The 13,170-nt window shown below is 53.3% G+C and carries 13 protein-coding genes; 11 read left to right on the forward strand and 2 right to left on the reverse strand.

The window, feature by feature from the left end; genetic code table 11:
• Positions 1-5 precede the first annotated feature (5 nt).
• Complete coding sequence (locus IDH45_RS15805; protein ID WP_190929091.1) at positions 6-335, reverse strand: ArsR/SmtB family transcription factor; 330 nt, start codon at positions 333-335, stop codon at positions 6-8.
• A 308-nt stretch (positions 336-643) separates the two neighbouring features.
• Between IDH45_RS15805 and leuB the strand changes: the two genes are divergently transcribed.
• From leuB to IDH45_RS15850, 9 genes are all read left to right on the forward strand, one after another.
• A complete protein-coding gene (gene leuB / locus IDH45_RS15810) occupies positions 644-1,723 on the forward strand; it encodes a 3-isopropylmalate dehydrogenase (protein ID WP_190929092.1) in 1,080 nt (359 codons plus the stop codon).
• Between the two features lie 348 nt (positions 1,724-2,071).
• Positions 2,072-2,620 carry a peroxiredoxin gene (locus IDH45_RS15815; RefSeq protein WP_190929093.1) on the forward strand — a complete coding sequence of 183 codons (549 nt, stop codon included), beginning with the start codon at positions 2,072-2,074 and terminating at the stop codon, positions 2,618-2,620.
• A gap of 134 nt (positions 2,621-2,754) precedes the next feature.
• Entirely contained in the window at positions 2,755-3,207 is a 453-nt protein-coding gene (locus IDH45_RS15820; RefSeq protein WP_190929187.1) for a redoxin domain-containing protein, read from the forward strand.
• A gap of 62 nt (positions 3,208-3,269) precedes the next feature.
• Positions 3,270-3,647: a glycine cleavage system protein GcvH gene (gene gcvH / locus IDH45_RS15825; protein WP_190929094.1), complete on the forward strand. Its 378-nt coding sequence runs from the start codon at positions 3,270-3,272 to the stop codon at positions 3,645-3,647.
• 744 nt (positions 3,648-4,391) lie between these two features.
• Complete coding sequence (locus IDH45_RS15830) at positions 4,392-4,826, forward strand: hypothetical protein (RefSeq protein ID WP_190929095.1); 435 nt, start codon at positions 4,392-4,394, stop codon at positions 4,824-4,826.
• Positions 4,827-5,039: 213 nt separating this feature from the next.
• The gene (gene sigI, locus IDH45_RS15835) at positions 5,040-5,834 is read left to right on the forward strand and encodes an RNA polymerase sigma factor SigI (RefSeq protein WP_190929096.1); all 795 of its coding nucleotides are present in this window, start codon (positions 5,040-5,042) and stop codon (positions 5,832-5,834) included.
• 4 nt (positions 5,835-5,838) lie between these two features.
• The gene (locus IDH45_RS15840; protein ID WP_190929097.1) at positions 5,839-7,368 is read left to right on the forward strand and encodes an anti-sigma factor domain-containing protein; all 1,530 of its coding nucleotides are present in this window, start codon (positions 5,839-5,841) and stop codon (positions 7,366-7,368) included.
• A 247-nt stretch (positions 7,369-7,615) separates the two neighbouring features.
• Positions 7,616-8,986: an ATP-binding protein gene (locus IDH45_RS15845; RefSeq protein WP_190929098.1), complete on the forward strand. Its 1,371-nt coding sequence runs from the start codon at positions 7,616-7,618 to the stop codon at positions 8,984-8,986.
• An 83-nt stretch (positions 8,987-9,069) separates the two neighbouring features.
• The gene (locus IDH45_RS15850; protein WP_190929099.1) at positions 9,070-10,083 is read left to right on the forward strand and encodes an aldo/keto reductase; all 1,014 of its coding nucleotides are present in this window, start codon (positions 9,070-9,072) and stop codon (positions 10,081-10,083) included.
• A gap of 151 nt (positions 10,084-10,234) precedes the next feature.
• Here the strand turns inward: IDH45_RS15850 and IDH45_RS15855 are convergent, their stop codons facing one another.
• Complete coding sequence (locus tag IDH45_RS15855; RefSeq protein WP_190929100.1) at positions 10,235-10,789, reverse strand: hypothetical protein; 555 nt, start codon at positions 10,787-10,789, stop codon at positions 10,235-10,237.
• 131 nt (positions 10,790-10,920) lie between these two features.
• Here IDH45_RS15855 and IDH45_RS15860 point away from each other — a divergent pair, with 131 nt between their 5' ends.
• Positions 10,921-12,225, forward strand: coding sequence for an MFS transporter (locus IDH45_RS15860; RefSeq protein WP_190929101.1), 1,305 nt, complete (start codon positions 10,921-10,923; stop codon positions 12,223-12,225).
• Positions 12,222-13,151, forward strand: coding sequence for a Gfo/Idh/MocA family protein (locus IDH45_RS15865; protein ID WP_190929102.1), 930 nt, complete (start codon positions 12,222-12,224; stop codon positions 13,149-13,151). The genes IDH45_RS15860 and IDH45_RS15865 overlap by 4 nt, the downstream gene beginning before the upstream one ends.
• Positions 13,152-13,170: the final 19 nt, after the last annotated feature.

Consider the following 13,170-nt stretch of genomic DNA (forward strand, 5'->3'; position numbering starts at 1 on the left):
GCCGGTTACGGTTCATTTCGGATGACTTCGAGCAAGGAAATGGCATCGACCAGATGGTTATCGAAGATTTGCTTCGTCACAGCGAGTAAATCTCGAATTAAGGGGTCGCGCAAAGAGTATATGACCGAGGTCCCTTCCTTTATGCCGTACACGACGTTTTTATTGCGCAGCACGGCCAGCTGCTGCGATACGGCCGATCCTTCGGAACCGAGAATCGTCTGCAGCTCATTGACGGTTTTGTCCCCCTCGCAAAGCACTTCCAGAATACGGATGCGCATCGGATGGGCCAGCGCTTTAAAAAATTCGGCTTTGAATTGTTGAATATTCGGATTCATGACAGGTTGCCCCTTAGGTGGAGTGATCGTTCCGGGCCAGTCAAGCGGCGCTTGTCCGGTTCGGACCTTGTGCGGCGGCTTGCAGCAGGTGCGGCTTCTAATCGTATAGCAATAGAATAGCATAGTCGGGGAAATAAATCCTGCTGGTATTCCCCCGTTCCTATGTCGAATCTGTTATAGTTATTGCGTTCTCCTATAACGCCGATAGATTTTATATCTTTGTCATTACGGGGGAAATGTGTGAAAATGATAGTATGCGTAAAAAGATAGTCCGAGATTATAATCCCTAATTAGGAGTGACCTCCCCCATGGCAGAAACGAAAAAAATCGCGATTCTTCCCGGCGACGGCATCGGGCCTGAAGTAATTGCCGAAGCGGTAAAAGTATTAAGAAAAACCGAGGAGCTGTTCGGGTACAAATTCGAGACGGAAAGCGCCCTGTTCGGCGGCATCGCGATCGACGAGACCGGCACTCCGCTCCCGCAGGACGCACTCGACAAATGCAAGCGCGCCGATGCAGTGCTGCTTGGCGCCGTTGGCGGACCGAAATGGGACAGCAATCCGAAGGAAACCCGCCCGGAGACCGGACTGCTCGGCATCCGCAAGGCGCTTGGCCTGTTCTCGAACATCCGTCCGGCCGTTATTTTCGACTGCTTGAAGGAAGCTTCGACGCTGAAGCCGGAAGTGCTGGAAGGCACCGATCTGATCGTCGTGCGTGAGCTGACGGGTGGCATCTACTTCGGAGAGAAGTTCCGCCGTGACAGCGACAACGGCCAGGAAGCGGTGGACACTTGCGTATATAATGTAAAAGAAATCGAGCGCATCGTGCACCAAGGGTTCCAAATCGCCCAAAAACGCCGTAAAAAGCTTTGCTCGGTCGATAAGGCGAACGTCCTCGAAACGTCGCGCCTGTGGAGGGAAACGGTGATCCGGATCGCTCCTGAGTATCCGGACGTTGAGCTGGAGCACGTGCTCGTCGACAACTGCGCGATGCAATTGCTGCGCCGTCCGTCCAGCTTTGACGTGATCGTCACTGAGAACATGTTCGGCGATATCCTGAGCGACGAAGCGGCGATGCTGACCGGATCGATCGGCATGCTGTCGTCGGCGTCCCTCGGCGAAGGAAGCTTCGGCTTGTACGAGCCGGTACACGGTTCTGCGCCGGACATCGCCGGCCAAGGCATCGCGAACCCGATTGCGACCATTCTGTCCGTCGCGCTGATGTTCAAGCTGTCCTTTAACTACCAGGAAGCGGGAGACGTTATCGAGAACGCGGTGAAAGACGTGCTGGACGCGGGCCACCGTACCGGCGACATAGCCGTCGACAAGAGCAAGGCGATCGGCACGACAGCGATGGGCGACCTGATCATTGCAGCGATGAAGCGTTAATTCGAATAAACGATGTACGGAGGCTCCGGGCTGTCGCTGTTGCGATTCCCGGAGTTTTTTTAGCGAAACGGAGTACTTTCTGGCGCAGAAAAAGCTACCGCTTGCGCAAGGGCATTCCGACGTGGAGATGGCTTCGTTTAAGAGCTCTTTTCGCTTTTGCCATCGGATCGTCAAAGTTTATAATAAATTTAAACAAGTACTCATTATCGATATTGACTTTCACTAATCAGGATGATACGATTTTACAAGTGGGCCTGGACAAGGCTCCCATACAAGCAGGAATTCATACCGGTTCCCGGCTGCGTCAGGCAGACGGAAAATACGGAATTATAAGGAGGTAAGCGTCTCATGGCAGATCGTTTGGTTGGCAAGAAAGCACCTTATTTCGAAATGGAAACGGCGCTTGGCAACGGAGAAGAATTCGGTAAAGTATCGCTTAACGACTATAAAGGCAAATGGCTGGTGTTGTTTTTCTACCCGCTCGACTTTACATTCGTATGCCCGACCGAAATTATTGCAATGAGCGACGCCAAAGAACTGTTCGACGACCTGGATGCGGAAATCCTCGGCGTCAGCACGGACAGCAAGCATTCTCACCGCGCTTGGCTCAACACTCCGCGTGACATGAACGGTCTCGGCCGTTTGAACTACCCACTTGCAGCTGACTTCACGAAGACGGTTGCCCGCGACTATGGCGTATTGATCGAAGAAGAAGGCATCGCGCTTCGCGGATTGTTCATCATCGATCCGGAAGGCGAATTGAAATATCAAGTGGTTAACCATCTGGACGTAGGCCGCAGCGTGGATGAAACGATCCGGGTGCTTCAAGCGCTCCAATCCGGCGGATTGTGCCCGGCTAACTGGAAACCGGGTCAGAAGCATCTGACTGCGAAGTAATCGTCCAGGACGTTATCGGAACATAAGGGAAGCCCCCCTGTCTGCAAGCTGCAGGTGGGGGGCTTTTTCGCAGCATTTGCCAATTGCTGAGGGAACACGACCATTTACCATCCGAGGAGGGAACCGATATGCCTTTGCGTTTGCGCGAGCCGATGCCCGATCTGCACGGAATTACGGAGTGGGTGAACGGCGAACTGAATAAAGACCAGTTTAAAGGAAAGCCTGTACTTGTTCACTTCTGGGCGGTCAGCTGTTACATGTGCAAAGAAAGCTTGCCGCTGCTGAACGAATGGCGGGAGAAGTACGGGGAGCAGTACAACCTGCAGCTCCTCGGCATCCATATGCCCCGTTCCGAGAAGGATACCGATCTGGACTCGGTCAAAGAAACGATCAAGCAGTATGAGATGAAACATCCGATCGCCATCGACAACGATCATGCGGTTACCGATTCGTTCCAGAACGAATTTGTGCCGGCTTATTATTTGTTCGACGCGGAAGGCCAGATGCGGTTTTACGGCGCCGGCGAGAAAGCGATCGGTATGGTCGAGCAGCGGCTTCATAAAATTTTGGGGCCTAAGGAAGCGTAGTAGCGAACCGATCGGGTGGGCCGACAAGGACAACCCGGAATATCCTCGGGAGGGATCGTACAATGAACGTACCAGCAGAGTTGAAGTACAGTGAAGAGCACGAGTGGGCTAAAATCGAAGGCAATCGGATGACGATCGGCATTACCGATTTCGCGCAAAGCGAATTGGGCGACATCGTGTTCGTCGAATTGCCGAAAGTAGGAGACTCCGTTGAATTCGGCGAGCCGTTCGGCAGCGTAGAATCGGTGAAAACCGTATCCGAGTTGTATTCTCCGGTAACGGGTAAAGTAGTGGAAGTAAACGGCGCGCTCGAAGACGCTCCCGAGAATGTTAACAAATCCCCGTACTCGGACGGCTGGATGATCGTGGTGGAGATGAACGACGCTTCCGAAGCAGACAAGCTGTGGAGCGCGGAGAAGTACACGGAAACTTACGGCTAAGGCGGATTCGTAAAACGCTGCGGCAAGACGCATATAGCCTGCTCAACAGACGCAAGTCCCGTCGGTGCAACAATCCGGCAGGGCGAAGCGTCTTTTTTAATGTCGTTATTGATGGCTGTTAAAGCTCACTATAGCGTTATAACGAGCCGAGACGGGCGGCCGGACATGGTCATACAACGTATAAGTGCGGTTCGCAGCCCTTATTTTGTCCAAAACCCGTCTGAATGGGATAATAAGGACGGTTTGAGACTCTTAAAATCGGCAAAAAGGTGCAGATCCGATCAACTGGTTGAAAATAAGGGGTGCAAACCGCCTTTATTCACCTTGGTTTCGCGAAAAGGCCGAAAATAGAGGGTGCCGGAGACTCTTATTGCGGTCGGCCGACTGCCGCTATGCGACAAGAAACCGCTCGACTTCGCTGAGAGCTGTTCACCGATCGAGTTTGCATAATAGAGTCTATGCAAGAGTCCATGCGCATTACAGTTCAGCGTCTTTGGCCAGGATCTGGCTCAAGAAAGCGGTTTATAGGCCTTATCGTACCCTTATCGTGCACCATGGCACTGCACTCGGCAACGGCAACCGGGTTATGATTGGCAGCTTTCCTAATAATGGTCCAGGGGCGAAAAGGAATTTCCGGCCTCTGAGGCGAATAAGTTAAGATCGTATTTCTTACCGTTGCTTGCATAAGCATGTCGCAATAGATAAGGTTTCGTTCGCGGCCGGGAATAAAGAGGAGGCAGGTCGATGAGTTATTGCTGCGGAGCCGGGATGATCGGCACGAAAGGCACGCTGCGTCACATCGAGACGCATATTCATAACGTCCCATTGCTGTTTTGTCCGGTATGTCACCGGATCGAGGTGCATTATATGGTGGAGAGCGAGTACGAGATATTGGCGGAGTATGCGCACGGCGACGGGGCGGCGGAAGTCGATTTCCAGGACTACGTCGAAGACAAGACGGAAGCCGGCTTGTACGATAACTGTATCAACAGCGAGGCCGAAGAACCTCTGGATGTGGTGAACCGGCAAATTGATATGGCGCTTGATCTGCTCACCGTCGCCAAATTGCTGAAGGACGACGAATGGGAGCAGCAATTGAAGAGGCGGCTGACAGCCTTGAACGAACGGCGCAATAAATTTCAGAAAAAAGCGTTCTCCGCCGGACAAGGGCGGGACTGAAGCGATAAACGTCCCTTTAACGGGGGCGTTTTTTTGTGCCCGCAGACGAGGCGGATTGCTAATTGCTGGATGCCAATTTGTGGGATAACGCCGTTTCTCTGCCCGATCGCTTCTTTCTGCATAAATTTGTGTGTTATAATAACAACCATCGGGTTGGGATGACCCCCATATCTTGGGGGAGCAACTCGAAACATGTAGTGTGAGGTGGAACGTTTGCTGCTGGTCTTATTCAAGAAATTTCTGGGAAAACGCCAGTCTCACGACTCTTCCGATATAGCCGAAACTCCGGAGCATAAAGTCAAGCTAATCCAGGAAGGAAACATCCGACTCCGGAATCAGTTCATAACCGATTATCAGCCTTATGTAGCTAAAGTGACAAGCCGCTTCTGCAAGCGATATATAGATCCGTCCCGGGACGACGAGTTCAGCATAGCGCTTGGCGCCTTCAATGAGGCGATCAATCAGTTTTCCCCGGAGTCGGGAAGGTCTTTTTTGAGCTTTGCGGAGACGGTGATGCGACGCCGGCTGATCGATCATGTGCGTAAAGAAACGCGCTTTACGGGACAAATCCCGTATAGCTCCTTCGAAGTGGAGGATGATGAAGACAGCATCGTCAACCCGGTGGAGATTCACCAGGCGATCGAGCATTACGAGAAAGAAAAAACAATCGAAGAACGCCGAAGCGAAATCGTTGACTTCAACCGCTGCCTGCAGGAATTCGGAATTTCCTTTAACGACCTTGTGGACGCTTCTCCCAAGCATAGCGATTCCAGAGAAGCTTTATTCGCCATCGGGGCGTTATTGGCGCGGGATCAGGTCATGATGTCGATCGTGCAGACGAAGAAAATGCTGCCGATTAAGGAGTTGCTGGAGAAAGTGGAGGTATCGCGCAAGACCCTGGAACGAAACCGCAAATTCATCATAGCGGTAGCCCTGATCACGAACGGCTCGTATCCTTATTTGAAACATTACTTGAATATCCCCGAAGATCAACCAGGAGAGGAGTAAGGACATGCATAGAGGCATCGTGATGGAAATGACCGACTCGGATGTCGTCGTAATGACGCCCGACGGTCAATTCAAGAAAATTCCCCGTTCGGGACGCGTTTGCCAGGTCGGGGAAGAAATTTTGTTCTCCACTCCTCCAATTCGTCTGAAGCGGCCTGTATGGTCCATAACGTTCGCGCTGACCGCCGCTGTTCTGTTTTGTATCGTTCTATTTACCGGACTAGGGGGCAAATTGGAAGGCGTTAAGCCAATCGTCGCCTATGTGACGCTGGATATTAACCCGAGCGTCGAATTCGGCATCGACAAGGATAACGAGGTGCAGGAAGCGAGAGGACTTAACGACGAAGGCATCAAGCTGCTGGAAGACTTGCTGCTGACCGGAAAGCCGCTGGTCACGGCTACGGAAACATTGATGCAGCGGGTCGAGCAAGAGGGGTATTTTAAAGATGAAGAAGGGGACGTCATCATCTCCAGCACAAAAGTGTACGAAGAAGCGAAAGTGGACGAATCGAGCCTCAGTCAGATCGTTCAAGCAACCGTAACGAAGCATATCGAGCAGCAGCATCCCCAAACCGCCTCCAATATTCAGGTCGCCAGTTTCGTCACTCCCCCGACCATCCGCGAGGAGGCGCTGTCCAAAGGTGTGTCGGCCGGCAAGTATGCCGTCTACTTGAGTGCGAAGGACAACGGAAACGACGTCAACTTGAATCGGCTTAAAGAGGACTCCGTACGTAAACTCGCTCAAGAGGCGGGTGGCTTGAACAAACTGATCGATACAAAAGAAGTGCCGAAAAAAGAAACGCTCTCCAAGCTGCTGGAAGCCGAGAAAAGCGGCCAACTCGATCAGAAGGTGAAAGAAAAGCTTGCGGAAAAAGGCAAATCCGACAAGGATGACGACAAAAAATCGTCGAAGCCGAATACCTCTTCCTCCAAAAACGATAACAAAAACGACAATAAAAACGATAAGACAAACAAAAATGACAGAGATCGAGACGACGATGATGACGATGACGATGATGACCGGAACGGCCGGAATAATTTGAACAATCGTCCGGGCAGCAATAGCGGCAACAACTCGAACAACGGCAACAAAACGCCTACAGCCGGTCTGAAGCCGGGAACGATCCCAGCCGGTGTAAACGGCAATACGGGCAGCAGCCGCGAACAGGACGACAGGAAGAAAGAAGAAGAGAAGCGCAAGCAGGAAGAGCAGAAGAAAAAAGAAGAAGAAAAGCGCAAACAGGAAGAGCAGAAGAAGAAAGAAGAAGAGAAACGCAAGCAGGAAGAACTGAAGAAAAAAGAAGAAGAAAAGCGCAAACAGGAAGAGCAGAAGAAGAAGGAAGAAGAGAACCGCAAGCAGGAAGAACTGAAGAAGAAAGAAGAAGAGAAGCGCAAGCAGGAAGAGCAGAAAAAGAAAGAAGAGGAGAAACGAAAAGAAGAAGAGCGGAATAAGCAAGGCGGCTATCCTGGACGAGATGACGGAAATCGAAGAGGCGACTCCTCCCGATCCGACGATAACAACCGGGGCGACTAGCGCAAAAGCTCGGAAACGGATACAGCTTGGGGCAGCATTTTGTCGACTTTTGTTGCAAAAACGTTCTGTAACATCCCGGATAGAGGGACTGCAGAACGTTTTTCTTTTTTTCGACATCGTTCCCATTTATTAGTGCTTATTTGCGATTGACGACATATGGAAAAACACACTATGATACTGGTAGTTCGCCGGGGGAGCGCTGCTCGCGAGGCTTGCGGTATATACCAATTGGGTGCGGGGTGTACTTATGTCTGAATTGAGAAAGCAATATGTACGAGCCTTGAACCAGTACTTTCAGGACGGAAGCAGCGGCTCCCACCATCCGGCGGTTGCACTCGGAGAAGCTCTGCAGTCGATCGGACCCGAAGAGCTCGTCCTTCTGCATGAGCAAAGCATGCATATTTTGGCGGCAAGCGCAGAGCCGGAGGAGGCATTGCGCTATTACCGGTTGTCGTTCGTCTTCCTGATGGAGCTGTTCGCTCATTACCGGTTCCAGTTCCGTCATGTCCACAGCAACGAGCAAGTGCTCGAAGAGCTGCGCAATCTGCTGTTCAAGACGCATAACTCGTTCCAGTCTGTGGCAAGCAAATATGAAAACGTTTTACAGCATATGGACAGCGGAATTGTTATATTCGACAGCGAAGGATTCGTATCGTTCGTTAATGTGATGATGGCCAAGTTTCTCGGCATGCCCCGCAAAACGCTGCTTGGGCTTGATCTGCCTGGGCTCGCCGCCCACTCTCGGCTGTCCCGTTCGTTCCGGCGGCTCGTCGTCAAGCTGCATCGGGAAATGTTCCTGTACCGGCTGCGATACCACGAGGTAATCGATGAGAACGGACGGCATTATCTGGTTACCGCTACATACGGAGAAGAGCTGGACGGGGATATTCTGATCAGCGTGAAAGATATAACGGAGTTCAAAAAGATCGAGCAGTCCGCCTACCAGAACGACAAGCTGGCCATGCTCGGCAAAATCGCGGCGGCGATCGCCCACGAGATCCGCAATCCGCTCACCTCGATCCGCGGGTTTATTCAACTGCTGCGCCCGCACCTGGCTCAGCTCGGCAAGGACGAGTACGCACGGATTGTCATCGGAGAGATCGACCGGGCCAACGATATTATTTACGAGTTTTTGAATTCGTCCAAGCCTTCGACGCCGGATAAGAAGCAGGTGCGAGTCGTCGATCTCCTGAAGGAAGTTACGCTGCTGTTCGAAAGCGAAGCGATATTAAAAGGCTGCGATATTCTGCTAGAGGATCTGCCGTCGTCTACGACCGTATGTGTGGACGTCAAGCAGATGAAGCAGGCGCTGCTGAATATTATTAAAAACTCGCTCGACGCGGTCGGCGAGAGCCCTCAGAGCGGACGCGGCGTCATTCGGATCTCCGCTGCGGAGCAAGGAGCCAAAGTGGCGATCAGCGTCGAGGATAACGGAACGGGGATGGATTACCATACGCAGTCCAAGCTGTTCGATCCGTTTTTTACGACGAAGGTCGAAGGCACCGGATTAGGACTTGCGGTATGTTACCGGATTATTAAAAATCACGGCGGACATATTCAAGTGGATAGTACGATCGGCGAAGGAACGATTTTTAAAATAACGCTGCCGCTCTGCTGAGTCCGTATGCTACAATGAGGAGGAACTTTCTACTTCTATACGAAGGACTAATAGTAGCTAAGCTTGTAGAGAGGAGAAGTCTTATGCGGTATCGGACATTCGGAAAAATCGGATTTCAGGTGTCGTCGCTCGGATTCGGGGCGATGAACTTGCCCGGGGTTCCGCTGGAGCAGGCCCGTGAGGCGCTGAACTACGCCTTGGACCACGGCATAAATTATATCGATACGGCTGCCGCTTACCGGAACAGCGAAGAGATCATCGGCGAATGCATCTCGCACCGCCGCAGTGAATATTTTTTGGCGACCAAAACGAATAAGCGGGACTATGCGACGGCCAAAGCGGAGATCGAACGAAGTCTCGAACGGTTAAAGACGGACGTTATCGATCTGCTGCAGATTCATTATGTGAACTATGTGCATGAATTCAAGACGGCGATGGAAGAGGACGGGGCGTACCGGGCCGCTATGGAAGCGAAGAAGGCGGGGAAAGTGCGTCATATCGGGATAACCGGACATCGTCCGGAGCTGCTGGCCAAGTGGATTCGGAAAGACCAGTTCGACCAGGTGCTGTTCCATCTGAATTTGGCGCAGCCGTTCGCGCTGGACGAGCTGATCCCGGAGCTGACGCGGCGGGATATGGGCAAGGTGGCGATGAAGCCGCTGTCCGGCGGGTTTATCCAGCCTGTGGAGAAGGCGATTCGCTATCCGTACAGTCAAGACGTCCACGTGATCATCTCGGGCATGGTCAGCGCCCAGGAAGTCAAAATGAATATCGCGGCGATGGAACGGGAAGTGGAGGACGCGGAGCGCGAGGAGCTGGAGCGTGTTGCTTTGCGGCTCGGGACGCATAACTGCCGGCGCTGCAACTACTGTTCGTGCCCGATCGGCATTCCGATCCCGGACGTGATGATTTCCAGCAACATTCGCAGCGAGTTCGGACTGCTTCCGAAAGGAAGCGGATTTTACGAGAAGCACAAAGAGAAGATCGTATCCTGCGCCGACTATGAGCCGTGCAAGGAAAAACCGTTGTGCCAGCAGCAGTGTCCTTATCATCTGCCGATGCAGTCGGTTATACAGAAGGCAGCCGCGAGTTATTAAGAGAGAAGGCTCCAGCCGGGGAACGCATCCGGGAAGCCGATAGATGGACATAAGAAAGCCCGCCTTTTCACAGGCGGGCCTTGGTTTGCTCGAAGATCAAATCTTAACTGGCAGACTCCGTTCGAAAGAGAAAGTTGCGGTCGCTAAGTCGTTACGCTTGCAGCTCGACGCTATGCGACGTTACGGCAGCGGACGAAGGCATTGGCATCGGCATCGATTCGGCGATATCGTTCAGCGGAATAAGGAGCCGGTTTACTTCGTTTACGGTAAATGGCATTCCGGCGGTTCTCTCCGATAAGTTCGAAAGAAGGATGCCGAATCGGCCCTGTCTTCCTTTGCGGACCCGCAAGTCATATTGGAGCACGGTCAATGCCGCAGTATAGTCGTCAGTAGGTAGGGACTCTACGGTCGGAGCTTGTTCGAACGGAACGATAAGCGTTCTGCGGTTCCAGTTCACCGTACCGGGACGAAACGACACGACCAGCCATTCCGGACCGCCGTCGCCGCTGATCAGCTTGACGATTTCGACACCTTTCTGTTCGGGCTTGAGCCGCTGGCTCGTACGGATGTCCGGCAGAAACGGGACGATAAAAATCGGGATGGCGCTGGCGATGTATAGCAGAAGCGGCGATTCAAAAAAGATGCTGGAGCCGAAAAATGCGGCAAATATAATCAGGCCCGCTAACAAATATCCCTTAGATTTCATGTGAGCTTCCTCCAACTCGAAGTCGAGCGTTTTCGCGAAAATACGCACTTATTATAGCATATGGGCTTGCGCCTTTGAAGATGAAGTTGTTGGCACCTTGCACAAATTATCTACGGAGAGAGGCACTCATCATGAGGCTGTTCGCAAAACGCATGCGCACCCGGAAGCCGTCCCATTACCGTAGCGGCATGACAGCCGCCACGCTTGAAGGCATACCGGCGATCATCTTGTTTCAACTGCTCGGAGGACCGTTCCTTACGGGTTATTTGCTGTACTTGGGTGCCTCCTCGTTCCAGATCGGGATCGTGCTGGCCATCCCCAGCATGGCCAACATGCTGCAAATAGTCGGGGCGCTGCTCATACAGCGTTATACGAACCGGAAGCTGCTCTTCTCGTTTCTGTGCGGCTTTCACCGCGTCATGTGGGTGGCCGCAGGCGCCCTGCCGCTGCTGCTTCCGAAGGAATTCGGCGTAATCGCTTATATCGCCGTCAGCCTGTTCGGATTTGCCGGGCAAGCGATCGGCTCGGTGTTCTGGACGTCGCTGATTGCCGACATGGTCCCCGCCCGGGTACGCGGCCGTTATTTCGGCATCCGCAACACGATTTTGTGGGCGGGCGGCTGCCTTGCCATCCTGGTGTTCGGACAAATTCTCGACCGGATGCCCGAGCCGGAAGGATTTTATATTTTGTATATCGTGGCGGCGGTTTGCGGTGTGCTGGACATCGTCCTGTTCCTGAAGTATCCGAGCCCTCCGTTCGAGAAGTCGGAGCAAACGAATATGACCGCGATGCTGAGCGTGCCGTTTCGTCATACGAAATTTTTGAAGTCGATGCTGTTTATTTCGCTGTGGCTGTTCGTTCAAGGGATCTCCGTCCCGTTCTACAACTATGTCATGATGGATATTATGAAGATTAGCTACAACTGGATCTCGATCGCCACCTTAACGCAAAATGTCGCGATGGTAGCCGGTTATTTCATGTGGGGGAACTTAAACGCCAAGTATGCGACCCGAAGACTTCTGTTCTGGACGCTGCCGGTTATCGCTTTGTCCTGCATGGGGTGGGGGGCGCTGCCTTTTATGCCGGATAAGGCTGTCCTGGTAGTTATACATATGCTGATCGGCGTCGGAGTAGGCGGGTTTAACCAGCTGATGTTTAATTTCGTCGTCGGCGATACGCCGAAGAAGGAGCGGCCGATGTTCATCGCCGTCTTTTACGCGCTGACGGGATTGGCCGGGTTCTTAGGTCCGCTGTCCGGAGGAGCCGTATACAAGATGGCGGCGGGAGCTCCGGTATGGGTGGCGTTGTACGGAATATCGCTGGGTGTAGGCGTTCTGATGCTCGTGGTGGCGGCGACGATCGGTTCGCGCGTGCTGCTGGACAAAAAACTGCAGGTCCGCCGACTCGGCGGCACCGGCTGGAGGAGAAGCGGATGAGAAAACGAATCGGGATTATCGGATTGGGAGATATTGCGCATAAAGCTTATTTGCCGGTGCTTGCGTCGCATCCGGAGGCGGAGATCGCCGCCGTGCTGAGCCGCTCGGGGGAGACGGTGGAGCGGGTGGGCGAGACGTACCGGATCGCGAAGAGGTTTACAGATCTGTCGGAGCTGCTTCGCGAAGATTTGGATGCGGTATTCGTGCACAGCACGACGCAGACGCATGCCGATATCGTGATGGCTTGCCTGGAGCGCGGGCTTCACGTGTATGTCGACAAGCCGATCTCGTACCGGCTGGAGGAGTCCGAGCGGATCGCCGAGGAAGCGCTGAAGCGGGGCAAGCTGGTCGCCGTCGGTTTTAACCGCCGTTTCGCGCCGATGTACGCGGAGGCGAAGCGGTGGGTGGAGGAAACAGGCGGCTTCGACTTGTGTATCGCGCAGAAGCATCGGATGCACCCGCAGCAGCAAAACGCTAAAGAAACGATGTATGACGACATGATTCATATGTTCGATCTGCTCCTCTGGCTCGGCAAAGATTCGTATGAGGTGACAAGCTGGCTTGGCGAGAAAACGGCGGACGGAGCGCTGCTCCATGCTTCGGGGAGCCTCAAGTCCGGCCCGGCCGCTTCCTTCGTCAGCATGAGCCGCAGAGCGGGCGGCGATCTCGAGAAGCTGGAGCTTCACGGCGGCGGACGTTCCGTAGAGGTCGTCAACCTGGAGTCGGCCGTATTTCGCGACCGGAACGAAGGCGAGCGCAGCCGGCGCTTCGGCAGCTGGGACAGCATTTCGCACAGACGGGGCTTTACCGGCATCATCGACCATTTCTTCGCTTCGCTGGACCGGCCGGACCGGTGCACGATCAGCGCTGACCGGGTGATCGAGACGCACCGGCTTGTCGAGAAGCTTAGCGGGATGCTGCGATAAGACCGGGCTTTTTTGGCAT

The sequence above is a fragment of the Paenibacillus oceani genome (assembly GCF_014705615.1).
Classification (GTDB): domain Bacteria; phylum Bacillota; class Bacilli; order Paenibacillales; family NBRC-103111; genus Paenibacillus_AB; species Paenibacillus_AB oceani.

What these genes read in the sequence shown, in the direction of transcription:
- IDH45_RS15850 (WP_190929099.1), top strand. Translation starts at nt 9,070, where the DNA reads ATGCGGTATCGGACATTCGGAAAAATCGGATTTCAGGTGTCGTCGCTC.
- IDH45_RS15855 (WP_190929100.1), bottom strand. Translation starts at nt 10,789, where the DNA reads ATGAAATCTAAGGGATATTTGTTAGCGGGCCTGATTATATTTGCCGCA.
- IDH45_RS15805 (WP_190929091.1), bottom strand. Translation starts at nt 335, where the DNA reads ATGAATCCGAATATTCAACAATTCAAAGCCGAATTTTTTAAAGCGCTG.
- IDH45_RS15840 (WP_190929097.1), top strand. Translation starts at nt 5,839, where the DNA reads ATGCATAGAGGCATCGTGATGGAAATGACCGACTCGGATGTCGTCGTA.
- gcvH (WP_190929094.1), top strand. Translation starts at nt 3,270, where the DNA reads ATGAACGTACCAGCAGAGTTGAAGTACAGTGAAGAGCACGAGTGGGCT.
- IDH45_RS15845 (WP_190929098.1), top strand. Translation starts at nt 7,616, where the DNA reads ATGTCTGAATTGAGAAAGCAATATGTACGAGCCTTGAACCAGTACTTT.
- leuB (WP_190929092.1), top strand. Translation starts at nt 644, where the DNA reads ATGGCAGAAACGAAAAAAATCGCGATTCTTCCCGGCGACGGCATCGGG.
- IDH45_RS15830 (WP_190929095.1), top strand. Translation starts at nt 4,392, where the DNA reads ATGAGTTATTGCTGCGGAGCCGGGATGATCGGCACGAAAGGCACGCTG.
- IDH45_RS15860 (WP_190929101.1), top strand. Translation starts at nt 10,921, where the DNA reads ATGAGGCTGTTCGCAAAACGCATGCGCACCCGGAAGCCGTCCCATTAC.
- IDH45_RS15865 (WP_190929102.1), top strand. Translation starts at nt 12,222, where the DNA reads ATGAGAAAACGAATCGGGATTATCGGATTGGGAGATATTGCGCATAAA.
- IDH45_RS15815 (WP_190929093.1), top strand. Translation starts at nt 2,072, where the DNA reads ATGGCAGATCGTTTGGTTGGCAAGAAAGCACCTTATTTCGAAATGGAA.